The sequence below is a fragment of the Alcaligenes faecalis genome (assembly GCF_005311025.1).
In the GTDB taxonomy this organism is placed as follows: domain Bacteria; phylum Pseudomonadota; class Gammaproteobacteria; order Burkholderiales; family Burkholderiaceae_B; genus Alcaligenes; species Alcaligenes phenolicus.
This window is the reverse complement of sequence record NZ_CP031747.1, coordinates 1,689,830-1,712,259: the sequence shown is the minus strand read 5'-3', so window position 1 is coordinate 1,712,259 and position 22,430 is coordinate 1,689,830. Positions and strand designations below refer to the sequence as shown.

The 22,430-nt window shown below is 56.4% G+C and carries 20 protein-coding genes and 1 tRNA gene; 13 read left to right on the top strand and 8 right to left on the bottom strand.

The features are described from left to right. Positions 1–26 precede the first annotated feature (26 nt). From fahA to mutM, 6 genes are all read right to left on the bottom strand, one after another. The gene (gene fahA / locus D0C27_RS07800; RefSeq protein ID WP_009461093.1) at positions 27–1,352 is read right to left on the bottom strand and encodes a fumarylacetoacetase; all 1,326 of its coding nucleotides are present in this window, start codon (positions 1,350–1,352) and stop codon (positions 27–29) included. Then, the gene (gene hmgA / locus D0C27_RS07795; RefSeq protein WP_026485049.1) at positions 1,349–2,653 is read right to left on the bottom strand and encodes a homogentisate 1,2-dioxygenase; all 1,305 of its coding nucleotides are present in this window, start codon (positions 2,651–2,653) and stop codon (positions 1,349–1,351) included. The genes fahA and hmgA overlap by 4 nt, the downstream gene beginning before the upstream one ends. Positions 2,654–2,668: 15 nt before the next feature. Next, positions 2,669–2,878, bottom strand: coding sequence for a DUF2783 domain-containing protein (locus D0C27_RS07790; protein WP_009461092.1), 210 nt, complete (start codon positions 2,876–2,878; stop codon positions 2,669–2,671). Further along, positions 2,866–4,539: an FAD-dependent oxidoreductase gene (locus D0C27_RS07785; protein ID WP_060186282.1), complete on the bottom strand. Its 1,674-nt coding sequence runs from the start codon at positions 4,537–4,539 to the stop codon at positions 2,866–2,868. The genes D0C27_RS07790 and D0C27_RS07785 overlap by 13 nt, the downstream gene beginning before the upstream one ends. 24 nt (positions 4,540–4,563) lie before the next feature. Continuing rightward, positions 4,564–5,520, bottom strand: a complete 957-nt coding sequence (locus tag D0C27_RS07780; protein ID WP_009461090.1) for an MBL fold metallo-hydrolase — start codon at positions 5,518–5,520, stop codon at positions 4,564–4,566. A 164-nt stretch (positions 5,521–5,684) separates the two neighbouring features. Next, a complete protein-coding gene (gene mutM / locus D0C27_RS07775; RefSeq protein WP_035271243.1) occupies positions 5,685–6,512 on the bottom strand; it encodes a bifunctional DNA-formamidopyrimidine glycosylase/DNA-(apurinic or apyrimidinic site) lyase in 828 nt (275 codons plus the stop codon). Between the two features lie 122 nt (positions 6,513–6,634). Here mutM and D0C27_RS07770 point away from each other — a divergent pair, with 122 nt between their 5' ends. The 9 genes from D0C27_RS07770 to ychF all read left to right on the top strand — a co-directional run bounded on the left by D0C27_RS07770 (position 6,635) and on the right by ychF (position 14,539). Further along, positions 6,635–8,380, top strand: a complete 1,746-nt coding sequence (locus D0C27_RS07770) for a tetratricopeptide repeat protein (RefSeq protein WP_226348149.1) — start codon at positions 6,635–6,637, stop codon at positions 8,378–8,380. Positions 8,381–8,382: 2 nt separating this feature from the next. After that, entirely contained in the window at positions 8,383–8,973 is a 591-nt protein-coding gene (locus D0C27_RS07765) for an outer membrane lipoprotein LolB (protein ID WP_407842977.1), read from the top strand. Between the two features lie 21 nt (positions 8,974–8,994). Next, complete coding sequence (gene ispE / locus D0C27_RS07760; protein ID WP_137430715.1) at positions 8,995–9,933, top strand: 4-(cytidine 5'-diphospho)-2-C-methyl-D-erythritol kinase; 939 nt, start codon at positions 8,995–8,997, stop codon at positions 9,931–9,933. A gap of 5 nt (positions 9,934–9,938) precedes the next feature. Further along, a tRNA-Gln gene (locus tag D0C27_RS07755) sits at positions 9,939–10,015 on the top strand. A gap of 104 nt (positions 10,016–10,119) precedes the next feature. After that, positions 10,120–11,070: a ribose-phosphate pyrophosphokinase gene (locus D0C27_RS07750; RefSeq protein WP_009461085.1), complete on the top strand. Its 951-nt coding sequence runs from the start codon at positions 10,120–10,122 to the stop codon at positions 11,068–11,070. A 96-nt stretch (positions 11,071–11,166) separates the two neighbouring features. Beyond that, positions 11,167–11,766, top strand: coding sequence for a 50S ribosomal protein L25/general stress protein Ctc (locus tag D0C27_RS07745; protein WP_009461084.1), 600 nt, complete (start codon positions 11,167–11,169; stop codon positions 11,764–11,766). 128 nt (positions 11,767–11,894) lie between these two features. Further along, positions 11,895–12,491, top strand: coding sequence for an aminoacyl-tRNA hydrolase (pth, locus tag D0C27_RS07740; RefSeq protein ID WP_009461083.1), 597 nt, complete (start codon positions 11,895–11,897; stop codon positions 12,489–12,491). A 3-nt stretch (positions 12,492–12,494) separates the two neighbouring features. After that, a complete protein-coding gene (locus D0C27_RS07735; protein WP_137430714.1) occupies positions 12,495–13,316 on the top strand; it encodes a CPBP family glutamic-type intramembrane protease in 822 nt (273 codons plus the stop codon). A gap of 131 nt (positions 13,317–13,447) precedes the next feature. Continuing rightward, on the top strand, positions 13,448–14,539 hold the full coding sequence (gene ychF / locus D0C27_RS07730; protein WP_009461081.1) for a redox-regulated ATPase YchF: 1,092 nt from the start codon (positions 13,448–13,450) through the stop codon (positions 14,537–14,539). 144 nt (positions 14,540–14,683) lie between these two features. Here the strand turns inward: ychF and D0C27_RS07725 are convergent, their stop codons facing one another. Further along, positions 14,684–15,481, bottom strand: a complete 798-nt coding sequence (locus tag D0C27_RS07725) for an AraC family transcriptional regulator (protein WP_115634263.1) — start codon at positions 15,479–15,481, stop codon at positions 14,684–14,686. Positions 15,482–15,577: 96 nt separating this feature from the next. Between D0C27_RS07725 and D0C27_RS07720 the strand changes: the two genes are divergently transcribed. From D0C27_RS07720 to D0C27_RS07705, 4 genes are all read left to right on the top strand, one after another. Beyond that, complete coding sequence (locus D0C27_RS07720) at positions 15,578–16,348, top strand: crotonase/enoyl-CoA hydratase family protein (RefSeq protein WP_137430713.1); 771 nt, start codon at positions 15,578–15,580, stop codon at positions 16,346–16,348. A 103-nt stretch (positions 16,349–16,451) separates the two neighbouring features. Beyond that, on the top strand, positions 16,452–18,359 hold the full coding sequence (asnB, locus tag D0C27_RS07715) for an asparagine synthase (glutamine-hydrolyzing) (RefSeq protein WP_115634261.1): 1,908 nt from the start codon (positions 16,452–16,454) through the stop codon (positions 18,357–18,359). 51 nt (positions 18,360–18,410) lie between these two features. Further along, positions 18,411–19,295 (top strand): EamA family transporter, encoded by an 885-nt coding sequence (locus tag D0C27_RS07710; RefSeq protein ID WP_115634260.1) that lies wholly within the window; start codon positions 18,411–18,413, stop codon positions 19,293–19,295. A gap of 107 nt (positions 19,296–19,402) precedes the next feature. Continuing rightward, positions 19,403–20,191 carry an aminoglycoside adenylyltransferase domain-containing protein gene (locus D0C27_RS07705; protein WP_170978554.1) on the top strand — a complete coding sequence of 263 codons (789 nt, stop codon included), beginning with the start codon at positions 19,403–19,405 and terminating at the stop codon, positions 20,189–20,191. A gap of 205 nt (positions 20,192–20,396) precedes the next feature. On the opposite strand, the gene D0C27_RS07700 is transcribed toward D0C27_RS07705, so the two are convergent. Next, positions 20,397–22,010 (bottom strand): ABC-F family ATP-binding cassette domain-containing protein, encoded by a 1,614-nt coding sequence (locus tag D0C27_RS07700; RefSeq protein WP_137430712.1) that lies wholly within the window; start codon positions 22,008–22,010, stop codon positions 20,397–20,399. Between the last annotated feature and the right edge of the window lie 420 nt (positions 22,011–22,430).

The following is a 22,430-nucleotide window of genomic DNA, read 5'->3' as shown; positions in this document are numbered from 1 at the left end:
GTGTCGTTTACAAAGGTGTCTTGAATTTAAGGCACGGCAGGCAATACTCGACCGGCACATTCACCAAAAGACAGGGTCGGGTAGCCATCTTGACGGCACAGGCCTTTCAAAATGATCTCGTCCTGATCTTCCAGGAATTTACGCTGTTCGCCCCAAGGCAGGTCGATGGGGTTTTTGCCGCCCTGGTTCATTTCCAGCAAGGAGCCTTCCTGACCCTTGGCCGGGCCGGACAAGGTGCCGGTGCCCAGCAGGTCTCCAGTTTGCAGATTGCAGCCGTTGACGCTGTGATGGGCGACCAATTGGGCCACAGTCCAATACGCTTCCTTGAAGTTGCTGCGCGAGAGCAAAGCGGGGTCTTTCTTTTGCTGGCGAGACTGTTCGGTGCTCAGGTACACCTCCAGTTCCACGTCCAGAACGCCACTTTCCTGGTTGGTCTGATCCTGCAAATAAGGCAGAGGCTGGGGATCAGACTCGGGGCGGCTGAAGGGGCGACGGAAGGGAGCCAGGGCTTCCAGTGTCACTACCCAGGGGGAGATCGTCGAGGCAAAGTTCTTGGCCAGGAAGGGGCCCAGAGGCTGGTATTCCCAGGCTTGCAGATCGCGCGCCGACCAGTCATTGAACAGGCACAGGCCAAAAACGTGCTCGTCTGCCTGAGCGATAGGGATACGGCGACCGGCTTCGTTGCCTTTGCCAATCAGAATGCCCATTTCCAGTTCGAAGTCCAGGCGTTGGCAAGGACCAAAATTGGGCTGCTCCTGCCCTTCGGGTGGGCGGGTCTGGCCGACGGGTCGTGGGAATTGCTGGCCGGACACACCGATGCTGGAGGCACGGCCGTGGTAGCCAATGGGTACCCACTTGTAGTTGGGCAGCAAGGGCGCATCAGGGCGGAACTGTTTGCCCACCGCCGTTGCGTGGTGCACGGAAATATAGAAATCGGTGTAGTCCCCAATTTGGGCGGGCAGGGCGTATTCCAGCTTGCTGCGCTCGATCAGCATGGGGCGCAGGCGCGACTCGGCTGAGGAGCCTTGGCGCAAGTCATGTGACAAGGCGGCACGCAGCGCGCTCCAGTATTCCTGGCCCAAGGCCATCAGGCCGTTCAGTGCAGGTTTGACGCAAGCGGCCAGGGCGTCGGCGGCTTTGCCGTGCCAGGGGGTATCGCAGGCCAGCAGGCCCAGGTCCAGCGCGTAAGGGCCGATAGCCACCATGACGCGGAAGTCTTCCTGACTGTCACGGCGACGGGCCACGGCAAAGGGCAGGTTCTGGATGGGGAAACCGTTATCGGCCTCGTTGGCGCCGGGCACCCAGCTTTGCAGCTTGGGGTCGTGAGTGTCATTCAGATAAGGTCGGGTCATGCCTTTTGTTCCGTAGAGAAGTGTTTTTCCAGTCCGTCCCAGACGGCATCGTAATTGGCTTGCAGGCTGCCGCTTTGCAAGGCCTGTGGCGAGGGGCGGATGACTTTGCGGGTCTCGAACATAAAGGCCATGGTACCGCGCAGATAGTCTGCCTTGCTCAAGTCCGCACTGCTGGCCTTGTCAAAGGTGTTGGCATCGGGGCCATGCGGGCTCATGCAATTGTGCAGGCTGGAGCCGCCGGGGGCAAAGCCATCGGCCTTGGCATCGTACACACCCTGGATCAGGCCCATGAATTCGCTGGCGAAGTTACGGTGGAACCACGGTGGGCGGAAGGTGTTTTCCATGGCCAGAATGCGTGGCGGGAAAATCGCAAAGTCCAGGTTGGCCGTGCCGGGGGTGTCGGAGGGCGAGGTCAATACACTGAAAATGCAGGGATCGGGGTGATCGTAGCTGATCGAGCCGATCACATTGAAGTCGCGTAAATCGTATTTGTAGGGGGCGTGCGTGCCATGCCAGGCTACGACGTCCAGCGGCGAGTGCGTCAGTTGCGCAACCCAGAAGCCGCCTGTGAATTTGGTGACCAACTCATGAGGCTCGCTGACATCTTCGTACCAGGCGACTGGAGTTTTGAAGTCACGGGCATTGGCCAGGCCGTTAGAGCCGATCGGACCCAGTTCGGGCAAACGCAGAGGGGCGCCGAAGTTTTCCAGCAAGTAACCACGGGCCACATCGTCCAGCAACTCTACCTTGAAGCGGACGCCACGCGGCATGACGGCAATCTCGCAAGGCTCGATTTCCATGATGCCCAATTCGCTGACCAGACGCAGGCGGCCCTGCTCAGGCACGAACATCATTTCGGCGTCGGCGTTGTAGAACACGCGCCGACCCATGGACTGGTTGATGGCGTACAGATGGATGGCAACGCCGCTTTGCGAATCGCTGCTGCCATTGCCTGCCCAGGTATGGACACCAGCCAGAAAATCGGTCGGCTTGCCGGGCAGATTCAGCGGGCTCCAGCGCAGGCGATTGGGGTTGGCCGGGCCTTGTCCAAAGTCTTCGTTCCAGTGGGGAGCGCCTTCAAATGCCGTAAATGCTCCTTGCTTGGCGCTGGGGCGAATGCGGTACAGCCAGGAGCGGCGGTTATCGGCGCGTGGCGCGGTAAAGGCCGTGCCGGACAACTGCTCGGCATACAGCCCGTAAGGGCAGCGCTGCGGCGAGTTGCGTCCCAGTGGCAGCGCACCGGGCAGAGCCTCGGTGGCAAAAGCGTTACCAAAACCAATCTGATAATTCAAAGAGCTCATTAGGGGTCTCCAGATTCAGGCAGCCTGCTCCAGGCAGGTCTGGCGGGCGGCGTCCAAGGCTTGCTTGATCACATCCAGCGAGCCGACATGATTGCACAGCAACAGCACCAAAGCGGCATTCATGGCATGACTTTGTGCTGTGCTCAGGCCTTGGTGGGCATCGATCAACATTTGGTAGAAATCGTCAGCCCGTTCCAGGGGGGTATCGGTATTCAGTGTAGACATGAAGCACTCTCCAGGAAATGGCCACAGGCTTTGTGCAAGGCAGCCTGGACAGCTTGCCCATCCAGATGACGCCAGCGGGCGCACAGGTGTTGATCGGGGCGAATCAGATAGCAGGAACCGGGTTGGGCGTCGTAACGCTGACGCAGCATATCCTGGCTGTCGATGATGCCGCCCTGGGCCTGGGTAGCGCTGGTGCCAGCGGGCCAGACACGCAGGCGGGTCAAGAGACCTTGGGCGACCAGTTCGTCTACCACTTCAGACTGGCTGGCCTGGCCTTCGCCAAATTCCAGCAGGGTGAAGCCGCTGCCCAATTGGCCCAGCCACCAGCCTTGCTGACCGTTTTGTTCTATAGGTGCATCGGGGACGCAGGCTCCTAGCGGTGTGGCCGTGGCGGAGAACTCGTGTGTGTCAGCCGTATTCAAGGGGCTGTCTGGGTAGGCGCTGGGCAAGGACAGGCGGCCGCTATTGACCAGTACACGGGCAAAGGCGTGGCGACGCGCCAGAATCAGGGCCGCATCACGGAACAGGCGGCTGACTTCGCTTTTAGGCGTGATGAAATCTGTTGAACGGCTGGAATGGCGAATGTTCTCGTCTGCAGCCAATTCACGTTCATGGCTGTAGCTGTCCAGCAGGCTGTCGGGAGCCTGGGCATTCAGAACCAGATTCAGCTTCCAGGCCAGGTTGTCGGCGTCCTGGATACCGCTGTTGGCGCCGCGTGCGCCAAAAGGCGAGACACGGTGGGCCGAGTCTCCGGCAAACAGAATACGGCCATGGCGAAAGCGCTCCATGCGCTCGCAGGCAAAGGTGTAAATGCTGACCCATTCCAGCTCAAAGGGGGCGTCGGCACCCAGGAGGGCACGAATGCGGGGCAGCACGTTTTCTGGTTTGACGGCTTCAACCGGGTCGGCATCCCAGCCCAATTGGAAGTCGATACGCCAGACGTTGTCCGGCTGGCTGTGCAGCAAGACAGATTGATTGGGGTGGAAGGGCGGGTCAAACCAGAACCAGCGCTCGGCGGGGAAGTCGGCTTGCATGCGCACGTCTGCAATCAGGAAACGGTCCTTGAATACGCGTCCGCTGCTGCTTTCACCCAAGGCACGGCGAATGGCCGAGCGCGAGCCGTCGCAGGCCAGCAGCCATTCTGCTTCCAGGGTGTAATTGCCTTGCTGGGTTTCTATATCCAGATGCACGCCTTCTGCCTGATTCACCACGTTCAGCACTTTATGGCCGGAACGCAGTTCGATCAGGGGCTGAGCGCAGACTGCTTCGTAGAGATAACCTTCGCAGTAATACTGCTGCAAATTGATAAAAGCGGGGCGCTGGTGGCCTTCTTCGGGCCGCAAATTGAAGCTCCAGACTTCCTGATTGCGGAAAAAAACCTTGCCCACATTCCAGGACACGCCTTTGTCCATCATGCGCGAGCCCACGCCCAATCGATCCCAGATATCCAGGGTGCGTTTGGCAAAGCAAATGGCCCGTGACCCTTTGGACAGCGTGGTGTCGTCGTCCAGAATCACGACCCGGTGGCCTTTGGCCGCCAGATCCAGGGCCATGGTCAGCCCCACCGGGCCGGCACCCACCACCACAACGGGGTGGCGGGCATGGGTAGCCGGTGGGGGCGCTTGCGTCAGCTCCAGGGTCTGGTAATTAATGTCTCCCATTTTCTTTCTCCCTGGCCTTGCGTCTTACTGACCTTCGAGCTGTTTCCACATCTCCAGATCGCGTTCGGCGGTCCAGATGCGTGGGTCTTCGTGGCCGTTGACTTCGTCGTAGGCACGGGACACGTCAAAGGGCATGCAGTGATCAAAAATGACCCAGTCTGCGTAGCGAGGCTTCATGAAATCGTAGGTTTCGCGGTAAATGGTCTTCAGGTCTTTACCGGCGGCTGCGCCTTGCTGCACGCTGGAGTACAGGTCTGTCAGAAACGCGCGTGTGCCAGCCAGGGCCTGACGCACTTCGGTGGCGTTTTTCAGTGCCGGGCCACGGCCAGGAACCATTTGTTCAGCTTTGAAGTCGCCCAGACGGTCCAGTGTGCGTGGCCATTCGCGAAAGTAGCAGTCGCCTGCGTACGGGGTGGATTGGTATTCCACCAGGTCACCGGCGAACAGGATTTTTTGCTTGGGCAGCCAGGCAATGGTGTCGCCCTTGGTGTGGCCACGACCCACTTGCATCAGGTGCACTTCCAGATTGCCCAGGTCCACGGTCATGTGGCCTTCAAAGGTCATGGTGGGCCAGGTCAGGCCGGGAGGAATGGATTCGGCGTTGCGGAACAGGCGGGGGAAACGGCCGATTTCGCTGGCTTTGTCCTGCTCGCCACGTTCCACGATCAGGTCGTAGGTGTCGCGGCTGGCCAGGATTTCCTGGGCGTTGTAGGCCGAGGCACCCAGCACGCGCACGGCGTGGTAGTGCGATAGCAAGACATACTTGATGGGTTTGTCGCTGACTTCGCGGATGCGGCGAATCACGTCTTCAGCCATGACAGGCGTGGCCTGGGTGTCGATCACCATAATGGCCTCGTCACCAATGATGATGCCCGTGTTGGGATCACCTTCAGCCGTGTAGGCGTAGGCGTTGTCGGACAGTTTTTCAAAGGCAACGACTTTGTCTTCCAGGTCGTTATGCGAGGCGAAGGACTTGCTCATGAAAATGACTCCACAGTCGATAGGGATGGTGTCAGATTAGTTTATGGCGAATCAGTTAGATATAGGTGAATACCTGAATAGGGTAGGCTTAGTTGGAAAAAAAGCAGACGAGCGCCTGCCTGCCGGAACCGGCATCAGACGCTGTCAGAAAAAAGGGGGAGGGTTTAGCGGCGCTGGCAGCGCGAGCAGTAATAGGTCGCGCGTTGGCCTTGGACTATCCGTTTGATAGGCTGTTGGCAGCGTGGGCAGGGTTTGCCGGCACGCTCATATACATTGGCGTGAATGTCGAAGTAAGCGCCCGGTTCACCACTGGCATTGACGTAATCGCGCAAGGTGCTGCCCCCGGAGTCCAGGGCGGATTGCAAGGTGCTCAAGATGGCCGAGTGCAGTTTTTCGCAGCGATGCAAGGAAACTTCACCGGCGGGCAGTTCGGGGTGAATACCGGCCAGGAACAAGGATTCGGAAGCGTAGATATTGCCTACTCCCACCACAATCTTGCCGCCCAGCAGGGCCTGTTTGATGGCGACGCGCCGCCCTTGCAGATGTCGGTGCAGATACTCGGGGGTGAACAGGGGATCGAAAGGTTCTACGCCTAAAGTACGTAGTAAAAGGTGGTTTTCCAGAGGGCCGTCCCTATGGGCGTGCCATAATATCGCACCAAATCGTCGTGGGTCGTGCAGCAGGAAGCGGGCCTCATCAAAGATCCATTCCGCATGATCGTGCTTGCGGCGTTCTTCATCCAGATCCACACGACGCAGGGAGCCGGACATTCCTAAATGGATGATCTGGACGCCTTGTTCAAAATGCAACAACAAGTATTTGCCTCGACGCGTGCAATTCTGGACGGCCTGGCCTTCAATCCATTGCGGCAAAGAGGCAGGCACGGGCCAGCGCAGACGGGGCTCGTGAACCAGGAATTGTCGGACATTTTTTCCCTGGATAACCGTCGCAATTCCGCGACGAGTTGTTTCAACTTCTGGCAGTTCAGGCATGGGGGGGTGATACCATCAACAAATCTGATTCCTTTATTGTGCCATCGGGCGTTTTGTCGCGCGTATCAGGGCACGGGTTTTTCTGGATGAATGCTCTGACCTTAGCACTAAAGCTGGGCCTGATGTCGTTGCTTGCAGCGGTTTCGGTGCAAGCCCAACCCTCACTTCCCATACTCAAGGCGGAGCCGCCTGCTGACAAGATTCGTTTGCGCAGCGGGCAATTGCCTTTGGTCAGCCTGACTTCGGACATTCTGTATCGCATTCTGGTTGCCGAAGTGGCTGCTTCGCGTGGTGAATACGACGTTGCCAGCCAGACTTTCCTGTCTTTGGCGCGTGACACCAGCGATCCTCGCCTGGCTCAAAACGCCTTTCAATACGCCATGGCCGACCGTGATTTGGGTCGTGCGCTGCGCGCCGCTAAAGAATGGGCCTTGCTGGCCCCGAATGATCCCGAAGCTAAAGCAACGGCTCTGGCCCTGGAAGCCTCCAGCGGTCAGACCGAAGGCTTGGCCGATGCCTTGTGGCTGCGTATCTCTCGCGCCCAGGATAAAGAGCAGGCCGTGGTCCAAGCCATGAGCATGGTCAGCAAGATGGTGGATCGCCGTTTGGCGCTGGAAGTGCTGGACAAGGCCTTGCAGCAACCCGTGCGCTCCTTGCCCATTGCCCGTCTGGCCTTGGCGGATACCGCCTGGAGTGCTGGGGACATGAGCCGGGCCGAGCGCGAAGCACGGGAAGCCCTGAAGCTGGACCCGCATTCCGAAGCCGCCGCGCAGCGCGTGCTGGAATACGGTATCAAGATTGATCCTTCGGCTGCCTTGCAAAGTGCACGTACCTTCGTGCGAGCCAATCCGGATAGCCGCAAGTTGCAACTGCTGCTGGCCAACCGGCTGGTAGAGCGCCAGCAGTTCGACGAAGCCCAGTCCATCGTCAGCGCCTTGCAACGCGCCAATCCTGAAGATTTTGATCTGCTCTACACCCAGGCCGAAATTCATATTCGTGCCCAGGAGTTTGACCAAGCCCGTAAATTGCTGGAGCAATACATTGCGGTTCAGCAGCAGCGCCGCCAGTCCTTGAACGACGCCGTCAATACGGCTTTGGCCAGTATTTCTGAAGCCCGCTTGTCCTTGGTGCAAATTGCTGAAGCTCAGGGCGATATGAACGAAGCCATTCGCCAGCTGGACTTGATTGAAGAGCCCGCGCTGCGTTTCCAGGCCCAGATTCATAAAGCCGTCCTGCAGGCTCGCCAAGGCAATCTGCCGCAAGCACGTCGTACCCTTGAAAACTCCCGGCCACGCGACATGAGCGAACAGGTCGTTGTGGCTTTGACGTATTCCTCTATCTACCAAGACAGCGGTCGTACCGACCAGGCTCTGGAAGTGCTGGAGCGGGCGGACCGTGAGTTGCCCGATAGCGCCGAGATCAAATACAACCTGGCCATGTTGTACGAGCAGCGCGCCAAGCACGACAAGTTTGAAACCTTGATGCGTCGTGTTATTGAGCTGCGCCCGGACCATGCCAATGCGTATAACGCTTTGGGCTACACCTATGCGGATCAGAATCGCCGTCTGGACGAGGCCCAGGATTTGCTGGAACGCGCCATGGAACTGGAGCCGGACAATCCTTATATTCTGGATAGCGTGGGCTGGTATCTGTTCCGTGTTGGCGATCTGCAAGCCGCGCTGGAATACTTGCAGCGTTCCTACGAGCGCCTGCCTGAAGCGGACGTTGCCGCCCACTTGGGTGAAGTGCTGTGGGTCAAAGGCCGTCGTGATGATGCCATGCTGGTCTTTCGGGCTGGCTTGAGCAAAGACCCCGAAAACCGAACACTGACAGAAACCATCAAGCGTCTGGGAGTACCGCTGCCGTGAGTATCTTGAAACAGCGGGCTTGGACCCGAGCAGGGGCTTTGGCCCTGGTTGCTTTGCTCAGTGCTTGTGCGACACCGCCCAAATCTGACCTTGGCAGCGTTACGGATGCGTCGCAAGAGGCAAGCGCCTTGTCTCGTTCAGGCCGTTTTGCGCTGAGCGTGACTCATTCCAGCTCGCAGGTCGAAGCCGTGCAGGGGGGCTTTTCCTGGCGCGACGACGGCCAAAAGCTGATGCTGGATTTGAGCAATCCTTTGGGTAATACCTTGGCGCGAGTCTGGGTGTTACCGGGGCGCGCCATTCTGGAACGCACAGACGGTAGTCAGGAAATGGCCTCCCATCCCGATGCCCTGGTTGAACAGGTCTTGGGCAGTCCCGTTCCTGTTGCAGGCTTGCGTGACTGGCTGCATGGCCGCACCGGTAGTGCCCCGGTTCAAAGCGAACGCCGGGATGATCAGCAAAAGCTAAACAGTTTCGAGCAGTCCGGCTGGCGTGTGACGCTCTCGCGTTACGACGAACAAGGCCCGCGCCTGCTGCAATTGAATCGTCATGAAGCCAACCGCTCCATCAGCGTGCGCTTGGTCGTGGATCAGTAAAGTCCCGAGCAGGTTTGTGTAATGGCGCTCTACAATGTCCCGGCTCCGGCCAAGATCAATCTGTTTTTGCACGTCACGGGTCGTCGTGAGGACGGCTACCATTTCTTGCAAACTGCTTTTCGTTTTGTGGACCTGAATGATTACCTGAGCTTCGTACCACGTAGCGATGGGCAGATCCATCGGGCACACAGTACCTTGAGCGATGTGGAGCCTGAGCAGGATCTGGTGATCAAAGCGGCTCGTGCCCTGCAACAAGCGACCGGCGCTCGGCAAGGCGTAGACATCTCTTGTATCAAGAACATCCCTTCGGGAGCAGGGATGGGCGGCGGCTCCAGCGATGCGGCCACCACCTTGATTGCCCTGAATCGTTTATGGAACCTGGGCCTGAGCCGTCAGGCCTTGATGGATATTGGCTTGCCCCTGGGTGCTGATGTGCCGGTTTTTATATTCGGACAGGCCGCATTTGCCCAAGGGGTGGGTGAGCAGTTGCAGGCCATTCAGATGCCGCCACGACACTACATCATCATCCGTCCGCCGCAATTTATATCCACGGGGGAAATATTTACCTCCGAATGCTTGACACGTGATGAAAAACCCATCACAATGACGTTCTTTACTGATTGGCAAGAAAAATTCTGGCAAGCCAAGGACGACAATCCTTATTTTGGCAGAAACAATCTGGAGTCAGTAGCATTCAGTCTTTATCCTGGTTTAAGAAATTTAAAACAGGGCTTGCAAAGATTAAAATTGAATGCTAGAATGACGGGCTCAGGTTCTTGTTTGTTTGTTGAGTGCAGAGACGAACAAAGCGCCAAGACAGGTCAGTTTGAAATTGACCAAAATAGCAGTAAAATAGATTTTTCTGGTAGCGAAGAATCAAATAGTGGTAAATTGCTGGTCGAACAAACTTGGGTTTGTTCAGGTTTGCAAGATCATCCGCTACGCGACTGGATTAAGTAAGTATTTGGGGAATCGCCAAGCTGGTTAAGGCACTGGATTTTGATTCCAGCATGCGAAGGTTCGAATCCTTCTTCCCCAGCCACCTTTCAGGCCTAGCCTGCGATAATGTAAAGCTGTTGAGTCGTTTCCTTGTAGGGGTTTCGATCAACAGCTTTGCTTTTCCTGCATCAAAATCTATCTCCCATCATGGCACAAGACCGATTCATGATCTTCACCGGCACGGCTAATCCTCGCCTTGCTGTCGATGTCGTCAACCACCTTGATATGTCGCTGGGGAAAATGACGGTGGGTCGCTTCTCTGATGGGGAAGCCATGGTTGAAATCAACGAGAACGTGCGCGGTCGCGATGTTTTCGTTCTGCAGCCCACCTGTGCTCCCACCAACGACAATCTGATGGAAATCATGGTGATGGTCGATGCCTTGCGCCGTGCTTCGGCCGGTCGCATCACCGCCGCCATCCCTTACTTTGGTTACGCCCGCCAGGATCGACGCCCCCGTTCGGCGCGTGTGTCGATCTCTGCCAAAGTCGTGGCCAATATGTTGCAAGTGGTCGGTGTCGATCGCGTCATGATGATGGATCTGCACGCTGACCAAATCCAGGGTTTCTTCGATATCCCTGTCGACAATATCTACGCTTCCCCCATTTTGCTGGGCGATATCTGGCGCTGTAACTACCAGGATATGGTGGTTGTCTCGCCTGACATCGGTGGTGTGGTGCGCGCACGTGCACTGGCCAAGCAACTGGAAGTGGACCTGGCCATTATCGACAAGCGTCGCCCACGTGCCAACGTCTCCGAAGTCATGAACATCATTGGTGATGTCAACGGACGCACCTGCATCCTGATGGACGATATGGTGGATACGGCCGGTACGCTGTGCAAAGCGGCAGAAGCTCTGAAAGAGCGCGGTGCCAAGGCGGTTTACGCCTACTGTACGCACCCTGTGCTCTCGGGCGAAGCTATCGAACGTATTACGCAGTCCCAATTGAACGAGCTGGTTGTAACGGACACCATTCCTTTGTCCGCCAAGGCACGTGAATGCAGCAAGATCCGCCAACTGTCCTGTGCAGCACTGTTGGGCGAGACCATCTTGCGTATCTCCAACGCCGAGTCCGTCAGCTCCTTGTTCACTGATTAAGTTTTTTAGCGTGCGCTGGTCGCGGCGCACGTCAACTTGGTAGTTCGCTACCACTTTCCGCAGTACGTATTAAGCGTTCTGCAATTGGAGTTCTACATGAAATTCACCGCTACTTCGCGTGATGTACAGGGTACGGGTGCGAGCCGCCGCCTGCGTCGCGCTGGCCAGGTTCCCGCTATCGTTTACGGTGGCGACGAACAACCCGTCGTGATCGCTCTGGATCACAACGAGACCTACCACAACCTGCGTAAAGAAGCCTTCCACGCTTCCATCCTGACGATGGAACTGGACGGTAAAGCTGAAAAAGTGCTGTTGCGCTCGGTTCAGTGGCACCCTTACAAGCAGCAAGTTCTGCACGTTGATTTCCAACGCGTTCTGGCTTCGCAAGCCATCACCACCAAAGTTCCTCTGAACTTTGAAGGTGGCGACGTGTCCCCAGCCGTCAAGCTGAGCAGCCAAGTTATCAGCCACATCCTGACCGAACTGGAAATCACCTGCTTGCCAGCTAACCTGCCAGCGTCCATCACTGTGGACCTGAGCGGCATGACTGCCAACGCCAACGTGCACCTGGACAGCATCAAGCTGCCACGTGGTGTTACTTACGCTGGTAACGAAGCCAACCCTCTGCTGGCTGCTGCTCTGCCAGTTGGCGGTGGTGCTGCTGCTTCGGAAGCAACAGAAGAAAGCGCCGAGTAATCAAGATTGCCAGCCGGCTTCGGTCGGCTCGCAGCTTGGCGAATCAACCCCTGTCAGCGTATGCTGGCGGGGGTTTGTTATTTGTGCCTGCGCCTTTGCCGGAGCAGGCGCTTTCTGCGAAAACATTCATGTCTGAGCCTATCCGTTTGATTGTTGGCCTGGGTAATCCTGGCCCTGAGTACGAAACCACCCGTCACAATGCGGGCTTTTGGTTGGCAGACCAGTTGGCTGATGATCTGCATGCAACGTTCAACCTGGAAAAATCCTTTTTCTCCTGGGTGGCCAAAGCGCGTTTTGAAGGTGAAAACGTCATCATCGCCAAACCCATTACCTTCATGAACAAGTCCGGGCAAGCCGCCGGTGCCTTGATGCGTTTCTACAAGCTCAAGCCCGAACAGGTGCTGGTCCTGCATGACGAACTGGATTTGCTGCCCGGTCAGGTGAAGATGAAAAAAGGCGGTGGGCACGCCGGGCATAACGGCCTGCGCGACATCCAGTCCGCCTTTGGGACACCGGATTTCTGGCGCTTGCGCCTGGGCATTGGTCACCCTCGCACCTTGGGCCTGGCCCAGCAAGTGGTGAACTTTGTACTGCATACCCCTCGCAATGAAGAGCTGCGCGAGATCGAGGACGGCATGAATCGCTGCCGCGTCATGATGCCTGCTTTGCTGCGTGGCGACTTTGAGCAGGCGACCCGCCAGCTTTACGCGCCCCAGAAGGCTTGACGCATGAAGCCAGCGCCAAGCAGCCAGATGCGTTTCCGGGACGAGCTTAAAGATTTCTTTTATTTTCTGCGTCACCCTCGTAGCGCCCGGCGTTTGCCTGGCAGAGTCCAGGGTGACGGCTGGTATCTGGACTGGTTTGCTCCCTTGCCCTGGAAGCGTCTGCTGCAATGGGCGGGCATGCTGTGGCTGATTAATGCGCTGGTACTGGGCCCGATCGCTGTCTCGGTAGCAGGTGTGGGCGGTGCGCAGCATCGTCTGGACCCGACGCGTATTCCTTGGGTGCAAGCCATTATCTGGGCACCTATTGTGGAAGAGCTGGTCTTTCGTTTCGTGTTGAGACGGCCGTCACAATGGCTGACGGTTGTTCCGCTGGCGGTGTTCCTGATGTTTCAGGGACCAGGCTGGTGGTTGATACAAGGCTTGCTGGTCTTGTGCCTGGCTGTCTGGATCAGCCGTTATACCGGCATGCCACGCCAAGCCTTGCCCACAGGCAGTAGCTGGTGGCGCAAGTTGGTGGGTGCCTTGCAGGGAAGGGCATGGCGCTTTTCATCCATGCGACGCTATTGGCGTTTCTTTCCCTGGGTGTTTTATGGTGCAACGCTGGCTTTTGGAGCGCTGCATTTGTATAACTTTCAGCTCAACAGTATGAGCTGGTATTTGCTGCCCATGCTGGTGCTGCCCCAATGTTTGACAGGGTTGGTACTGGCCTGGCTGCGAGTGCGTCGAGGCATTGGTGCATCGATCGTGCTGCATGCCATCTTCAATGGTGGCCCGGTCTTGCTGATTATTGGCCTGCTCAAGCTGTTTGACGGCATTCCTGTCTAGGCAAGCCCGCGTTTCAAGGCGCTAGCCTGTGTCCCCGGCACGACTGTTCTGACCCGTCTGCAGGCTCTGTAGCGCCCAAGGGCGCTACAATAGTGCATCGTTTATATAACTCTTTGATTTTCAGGATACTCATGGCACTGCAATGCGGCATCGTTGGCTTGCCCAACGTTGGTAAATCCACTCTGTTCAACGCTCTGACCAAAGCCGGCATTGCGGCTGAAAACTACCCCTTCTGCACCATCGAACCGAACGTCGGTGTGGTCGAAGTTCCTGACCAGCGTTTGCAAGATCTGGCCAAGATCGTGAATCCCGAGCGCATTTTGCCTGCCGTGGTGGAATTTGTAGACATCGCTGGTCTGGTCGCCGGTGCTTCCAAGGGCGAAGGCCTGGGTAACCAGTTCCTGGCCAACATCCGCGAAACCGACGCCACCGTGCACGTGGTGCGCTGCTTTGCCGATGACAACGTCATTCACGTTGCCGGTAAGGTTGACCCCTTGGCTGACATCGAAATCATCAACACCGAGCTGGCGCTGGCCGACTTGGGCGTGGTTGAAAAAGCCGTGCACCGTAACCAGAAACTGGCTCGCTCGGGTGATAAAGACGCTGCCAAGCTGGTAGCCCTGCTGGAGCGTATCGAGAAAGCACTGGGAGAAGGCAAGTCCGTGCGTTCGCTGAAGCTGGACGAAGACGAACTGCACCAGATCAAATCCTACGGCTTCATCACCGCCAAGCCCACCATGTACGTGGCCAACGTGAAAGAAGACGGTTTCACCAACAACCCACACCTGGAAGCCGTACAGAACTATGCTGCCGCTGATGGCGCTCCTGTTGTGGCTGTATGTGCTGCCGTAGAAGCTGAAATCGCTGAACTGGACGACGCTGACAAGATTGAGTTCTTGTCCGATCTGGGCATGGAAGAGCCAGGCCTGAACCGCGTTATCCGCGCTGCCTACAGCCTGCTGGGCCTGCAAACTTACTTCACTGCAGGTGTTAAAGAAGTCCGCGCCTGGACCATCCGCGTGGGCGATACCGCCCCTCAAGCTGCAGGCGTGATCCACACCGACTTTGAGCGCGGCTTTATCCGTGCACAGACCATCGCTTTTGATGACTTTGTGGCCTGCAAGGGCGAACAAGGTGCCAAGGAAGCCGGCAAGATGCGCGCTGAAGGCAAGGAATACGTTGTGAAAGATGGTGACGTGCTGAACTTCTTGTTCAACGTCTAATACCCTAGAGCGTCTTTTGACGTGCAGAGTAAATAGCAGGCCTTTGGATATTCCAAAGGCCTGTTTTTTTATGACGCGTGACGTTGCTCTTAAAGTTTATAAAAAAAGCCAGAAAATTAAGCTAATGAAAAGCGAGCGTTAGACTTAATAAACCGGCACTTCCCTGCTCGTCGCCAGATACTGGCTAGGCGGTTGCCCCAAAGCGCGACGAAAAATAGTAGAAAATGCGCTGGGGCTGCTAAAGCCCAGATCCGAGGCCACTCGGGTGACCGGCTCTCCATTTCCCAAACGAGTAATCGACACCAGCAGGCACATTTGCTGTCGCCAGGCCAGGTACGTCATGCCCATATGCTCCTTGAAGCGACGGGTGAAGGTGCGGCGGCTTAGCATGGCCCAGGCGGCCATCTCATCAGTAGAGATATTCTGGGTGGGATTATCCAGAAAGCGCTGACAGGCGGCCCCGAGTCTGCTGTCAGAGGGCAGGGGGGCACTCAGGCCCAGCCTGGGCATCAGCCGGATTTCTTCTACCAGTAGACCAATGACGTGATGAGTACGTTCGCAATCCGGCCGTTCGGCAGGTAGTTCCATGGCCGCGCTGAACAGATGCCGCAGCAAGGGCGAGACGCCGAACACCTGGCAGTCATCAGGCAGTTGCGCCTGTTCGATTGCCTGCCGTGTCAGATAGGTATTCACCATCGTGACATCGCCACGCATATGCATTTCATGCGCCACGCCCGGCGGCACCCACAGTGCCCTTTTGCTGGGCACGACCCAATTTCCTTTTTCCGTGAACATCGACAAAACCCCCGATGCGGCATAGGCAAGCTGTCCGCACTGGTGCACGTGCTTGGGAAAGATCGACCCTGATGTGAAGGCACGCAGGCTGACTTCCACATCCCAGTTCGAGTTTTCCAGAGGGTAGTCATTCACGGAAATGCTCATGGCCCAATTTTGCCAAAAACTGACCCACTTTTAAAGGTGGGAATCCGGCAGTCCCCATAAGATCAGCAAACATTAATTACTTGGGGATAAGAGGGAATGGACGATTTTGAGTATTTAACGGTGCAGCAGGAAGGTGCGGTGCTGCTGGTGGGTTTGAACCGGCCAGAAAAGCGCAATGCCATGTCCTTGGCGGTGATGCATGAATTGCGTCGTGTTTTTTCCACGATAGGCAGCGACATTGGGGCCGCTGTTCTCTACAGCACCAGCAAGCATTTTTGTGCGGGCCTGGATCTGGGTGAAGTGCGCAATCAGTCGGTGATTGATTGTGTGCATTTCTTCCGTGAGTGGCACGAGACCTTCGAGCTGATTCAGTACGGCAAGGTCCCCGTCGTGGCGGCCATGTCGGGCGCGGCAATTGGTGGTGGACTGGAAATTGCCACGGCATGCCATATCCGAGTGGTCGATGAGACTGCCTTTTTCTCTTTGCCTGAAGGCATGCGTGGTCTTTACGTGGGGGTAGGTGGCTCCGTGCGCCTGCCTCGTCTGGCGGGCTTGAGCCTGATGACGGACATGATGCTGACAGGCCGTAGCGTTTATGCCGAGGAGAGCATCACCAAAGGTATTGCCCAGTATCTGACGACCGAAGGCGAGGCCCTGGCCAAAGCCAAGGAGCTGGCCAGGACGATTGCCTCCAATCTGCCCATGACCAATTACGCCATTACTCATGTGCTGCCGCGTATCACGGATCAAAGCCAGCAAGACGGTTTGCTGACCGAGGCCTTGATTGCCGCCGTGGTTCAGTCTGATCCGGAAACCAGTGCCAGGCTGGCAGATTTTCTGGACAAGAAAAAGAACAAGGTGAGCTAAGCCCGGCATCAGCAAGAAGCAGAAGTTTCTCAATTAAATCGCCAATCAAGCGATGGCGCTGTGACTTGGCATCAAAAACAAATGAGCAGTAAGGGAGAGCTGTATGTGTGGTTATGTCGGTGTGTTCTCTGCAGTCCCTACGGACTTGCCCCGAAATATGTTTGATCAGGCTTTGCGCGAAATTCACCATCGCGGGCCCGATAGCTCCAGCACCTGGTTTGACCCCATGGGGCAAGTGGGTTTTGGTTATGTGCGACTGGGTTTGGTGGGCCTGGGAAATGGCACCCAGCCTATTGTCGCGGACGAGGGTGATCTGGTTCTGATGGTGAATGGCGAGTTTTATGACTACAAACGCATTCGCAAAGAACTGGAAGACAGTGGTTGCCGCTTTAAAACATCGTCAGACAGTGAAATTGCACTGCATTTGTACCGGCGACATGGTGTGCGTGCGCTTAAAGAGCTGCGCGGCGAGTTCTCGATTCTGTTGTATGACCGTGCACGTCGCCAACTGATTGCGATCCGGGACCGGATCGGGGTCAAGCCCCTGTACTACGCCGAGCATAATGGCCGATGGTACTTCGGCTCCGAGATCAAAGCCTTGCTGGCAGCTGGTGTGCCGGCTCAGTGGGATGAGGATTCGTACGCGAATCGCTATTTCATTTTGCGCGATCGTACCGTGTTCCAGAAGATCCGCAGCGTGCGACCAGGCTCTTGGCTGATCGTGGATCAAAGCGGCGTTCAGACCGAGAGCTATTGGGATTGGAGCTTTCCGGATTCAGGCCAGACTCTGGAAGCGCGCTCTGAACAAGAGCAGATTGAGGGACTGCGCGCAGTGGTCGAGGAGTCGGTCAAACTGCGTCTGCATGCGGATGTACCAATTGGGGTTTGCCTGAGTGGTGGCCTGGACTCTTCAGCCATGCTGGGCATGTGCACGCAATTGCAAGGTCAGCAGCTGCAAGCATTTCACCTGTCTTTTGAGGGTGAAGAGGGTTACGACGAGCGCCATTTTGCCGAGATTGCTGCCCGGCATAACCAAGCACACATGAATGTGCTTAGCGTCAGCTCCAATGACCTTGCAGACAATTACGAACATGCTCTCTGGCACGCTGAAGTGCCCTTCACCAATGCTCATAGCGTAGGCAAGTACCTATTGTGCAAATTTGTACAGAGCAATGGGATGCGAGCCGTTATTACCGGCGAAGGGGCAGACGAGGTGTTTGCCGGTTATCCCCATAGCCGCCGTGACATGCTGTTGTACGACAACCAGGGGCAGGACCAGACCGTAGTGTCCGAGTTGTTGCAGCAGATGGGGGCAGGTTCTGGCCGTTATCTGGATAGTCAGGAAGTAGGGACGGCCTGGGTGAATCGCGAGTTGGGACACAAAGTCTCCTGGCTGGATGGGCAGGCCGGAATTTTTGATCCTTTGGCCAGCCTGTACAGCACGGGCTTTATGGACAGAAATGCGTATCGCGATCCCTATGGCCAGTTCTATAACCGCCTCAAGCCGCATTCCTTTGCGTCCTGGTCGCCTGTGAATCGGGCCCTGTATATGGTGGCCAAATCCAGTTTGCCCAATCTGGTGCTGACGTCGCTGGGTGACCGCATGGAGATGGCAGGCAGTCTGGAGGGACGTCCTCCGCTGCTGGATCACCGTGTCGTGGAGTATGCGTGCAACCTGTCCATTCCCATGAAAGTACGCGGCAAAACGGAGAAGTACGCCTTGCGTGAAGCAATGCGGCCTTACCTGCCTGCTGAAATCTACGAGCGCAAAAAACAGTACTTCCGTGCGCCGCCAGCCAGCCTGGCACCTCAGTCGCGGCTGCATCAGTTTGTCAGTGACACCCTTCATAGCGATCTCTTGAATCGGGTGCCCTTTTTCGATGCCGGTCGAGTCAGAAATTTCCTGAAGAAAATCCCCACGCTTTCTAGTGAGCAGCGCTTGTCTGCTGATCACTTGTTGATGGAAATCGCGGGGCTTTGCCTGATGCAGAAGCGGTTTTCAATCAACTAGTGGAGCAGGCCGGGGGAATTGACCCCCCGGCCTCGTCTGGAGCTGTCGGACATGCAAAAAAAACACCTGATTCTTGCCATTTTGGTCACTCTGGTTTGGGGAGTGAATTTCCCGATCACCAAGCTGGGCTTGCTTTCCATGGAGCCTTTTCTGCTTACGGGGATACGTTTTACTCTGGCGGCCTTGCCGCTGGTGTTCTTCATTCCCAGACCCAATATCCCGTTTCGCTATGTGGTGATTTATGGCTTTATTTTTGGCCTGGGCATGTGGGGGATTATCAACTATGGCATTCAGGTGGGTGTCCATCCGGGCGTGGCCTCGCTGCTGATTCAGCTTAGTGCCTTCTTTACGATGGGCTGGGGCGCTTTGCTGTTCAAGGAACGCTTGCGAGCGACGCAACTGCTGGGAGCCTTGATCGCGTTTGTGGGCCTGGTGGGCATTATCTTGTCTCAGGGTGGTGGGGATGCCACCTTCGGGCTGGTGCTGGTTGTGTTGAGTGCCGTGTCCTGGAGTATCGGGAATGTGATCATCAAACTGTCCGGTGTGAAGGAGATTTTCTCGTTCATGGTGTGGGCCAGCCTGTTTCCACCTATTCCACTTTTTCTGGTTTCGTACTGGCTGCACGGGGCCGAACCCTTCACGACTCTGCCAGAGGCGATCAACCTGATGTCGGTCATGTCGATTCTGTTTCAGGTTTATCTGGCTACGCACTTTTCTTACTGGGGCTGGAATTCCTTGCTCAAGCTGTATCCGGTGTCCACGGTAGCCCCCTTGTCCTTGCTGATTCCGGTGTTTGGTTTGGGCAGTTCCATGCTGATATTGGGCGAGCAAGTAAGTTTTGTTGAGGCCTTGTCGATCAGCGCGATTATTGCGGGTCTGGCCTTTGGGCTTTATAAAGGGCCAGTGCGTCCGGTTTCGTATCCAGCGACGCGCTAAGAGTTTGACGGGCAGTCGGGGTTTGTGAGGGTGCATGGCAGGAAGGGGCCACCAACCTTGATGGCTGTCTTATGTCGCTAATCCTGTTTTTGAAGAGACTTTGTTGAATGCTGGATTCAGAAAATCCAAACAACCAGTTGCGCGCTACCTTGGAACTCGTACAAAAAATCTTGACCCCTAATGTGCAAGCTCTTTATCTGCACGGTTCCGCTGTGGCCGGAGGGCTCCGGCCACATAGCGATCTGGATATATTGGCGGTGGTTGATGCTCCCCTGTCAGATGAACAGCGTCAGGATCTGATTGCAGCTTTATTGTCTGTTTCAGCCCCTCATCCGGCCACGCCTGGTGGTCCGCGTTGTATCGAGCTGGTGGTGTGTCGTCTGGCAGATCTTCAACGCAATGTTCATCCGGCCAAGGTGGAGTTTATTTACGGTGAATGGCTGCGGGATGCCTTCAAGGAGGGCTACTTGTCCGACGCCTCTGCTGACCCGGAATATACCTTGCTCTTGGCCCAGGCCCGCCAGCAGGCGCAGTTGTTATGGGGGAGCGATGTGCTGGCAGATGTTCCGGCTACACCGATCGAGCATATACGCCAGGCAATGCGGGATGGTGTAGATCCCTTGCATGAAGGGCTGCGTGGAGACGAGCGCAATGTTCTGCTGACCTTGGCGCGCATGTGGCGAACAGGTGTTCATGGGGATTTTGTGACTAAAGAGCAGGCAGCAGAGTGGGCTATTCCCAGGCTGTCCGCGGAGCTGGCAAAGACCTTGGAATATGCGCGTCTGGCGTATGTCGGTGAGGTGGTTGATCGTTGGGATACGAGGGGTGAGGAAGCAGAGCGTTTGGCAAGGGAACTACTTGGGAACCTTAGGCAGACTTTGTACGAGTGCATCTAAAATCATGCAGCTTCGATGCTTTGGAAAGCGTCAGGTTTTTCGCGTAAAGACAGTGAATTTGAAGTGATAGTTCAATTCATTAAGCGCAGCAGCTTCAAAACCTTGTTATTAGTGGGCAATTGCTCCGGAATTCGGATCTCGGATCCACCGCCATCAGTGTTTGCAGTCAAGATAGCGGGGGCGAGTCACTTATGTTTTTGCTCCGCTACCAAGGCCGTAATTTCCAGCCTTCTTCACTAAATTCCAGCCGTTCCGTCAGCCCAAGATTGTTCATGAAGGCATCGTCGTGCGAGACCACCATCAGCGTGCCCTGGTAGCTGCTCAACATGGTTTCCAGGGCCAAGGTTGAAGGCAGATCCAAATGGTTGCTGGGTTCATCCAGAAGCAGCAGTTGTGGCGGAGGATCCGCGTACAGCACGCAGGCCAGGGCGGCTTTCAGGCGTTCGCCACCGCTCAAGGCAGCGCTGGGGCCGGTGACTTTTTGGGCGTCCAGTCCCAGTTGTGCCAGACGCATGCGCAAGTCGCCTTCGCTGCTTTTGCGGTTGACGGCCTGTATCTGCTCCAGCACGGTTTGCTGTGGATCCAGATCGGCCAAGCCCTGATCCAGATAAACATGTTGTGGCACTACTTTGCAGTGGCCTGAAACGGGTGCCAATTGGCCTGCAATGACCTTGAGTAGCGTGGATTTCCCGCATCCGTTCGGGCCTATGACACCTATCCGTTGCTGGCCGCTTAGTAGCATCGAGATTGGGGTTTGGTCTACCGGGGCAAAAGGGAGCTTTACTTCATCCAGCTCCACAACGCGTTGGCGGCTTAGCGGCACCAAGGGCAGGGCATGCAGATTGATGGCGCTGTCCTGTTCGATCAACTCGGCCGCTTCCTGCACGCGTTGCGCTAACTGCTTTTGAGCCGTCACGTGTTGTTGACGCAGTTTGCCGGTGGTGGCTTCACTGCGGCCCTTTTGCCTGTCCAGCAGGATTTTGGCCTGATTGGCCTGCTTGCCCTGTTGATTGCCACGTGCCTGTCTACGCTCCTGACGTTGACGCTGCTCTTGCATGGTGCTTTCTGCGCGCTGACGCTCCAGCTTGCGGTGCTCAAGCTGGTCCATGGCGCTTTGCTGCTCCAAGGCTTTCTGCTCGGCGTAGTGGCTGTAATTGCCGCCATAGCTACGTAGCCCCAGGGAAGACAGCTCCACAATGTGCTCCATCGTGTCCAGTAGTTGGCGATCATGGCTGATGACCAGCAGGCCATGGGGCCAGTGTCGTAGCTGCTCAATCAGCGCAAGCCGGTTGTCGCGATCCAGGTGGTTGCTGGGTTCATCCAGAATCAGGAAATCGGCCTGAGACAGCAAGGCATTGATTAGCGACACCCGCATGGCCTGGCCGCCGCTTAATGTTTCGGCAGGCGTCTCGGCAGTCAGATGACCCAGGCCATTGCGCTCCAGCGCTTCCTGCAATTGCTGTCGAATATCCCAACGGTCTTCGATCAGATTGAAGTCTTCTACGGCGCTACTGCCGGATTCAATCCGGGCAAGGGCGTCCAGCGCTGGGCCTACGCCCGCAAGATCAGCGACGCGCAAGCCGCTGACAGAAGCCACTTGCTGCGCCAGATAATGCACTTTTCCCGAGCGCAGGCAACGGCCGCTGCTAGGCTGAATTTCTCCGGCCAGGATTTGAGCCAGAATGGTTTTGCCTGCACCGTTGCGTCCGACAAGGCCAGTGCGCCGCAAGTCGAAGGTTTCGTTCAGTTGGGAAAACAGGGTCTTGCCTTGCGGCAAGGTATAGGACACGCCTTCCAGCGTCAGATAAGGATTCGTCATGCGTAATGCTTCCATTAATGCCAGGAACTCCCCCTGAGTCGTAGTGGGGGCGGGTGGAGACTGGCCGTCTAAGGGACGGCGGCATTAGTGGCGCATTGGACGAATACCTCACGGGAAATGAATCGAAGCCACACTATAAAAGCATTGTGCCGGGAAGGTAAAGCCGGTCGGGCTCTCAAGGGGGAGGTGAAAGTCGTGTCATTCCAACACAGGAGCCGGTTTGGGTTCAGAAGCTTAGGTTTGTCTCACGGTTTGGAGGTCTTGTTTTACAGGTTTCAGCGCGGTGAGGTCTGTACTGCTGCAGGCCGCTTGAAATACCGAGCCGCGAGGGACTTTCACCCGACAGGAAATGAAGTTTATTTCCTGACGTTTATTCAATAAAGTGGAGTCCTCGGCTTTTTATCCTCTGCGTCATTTCAT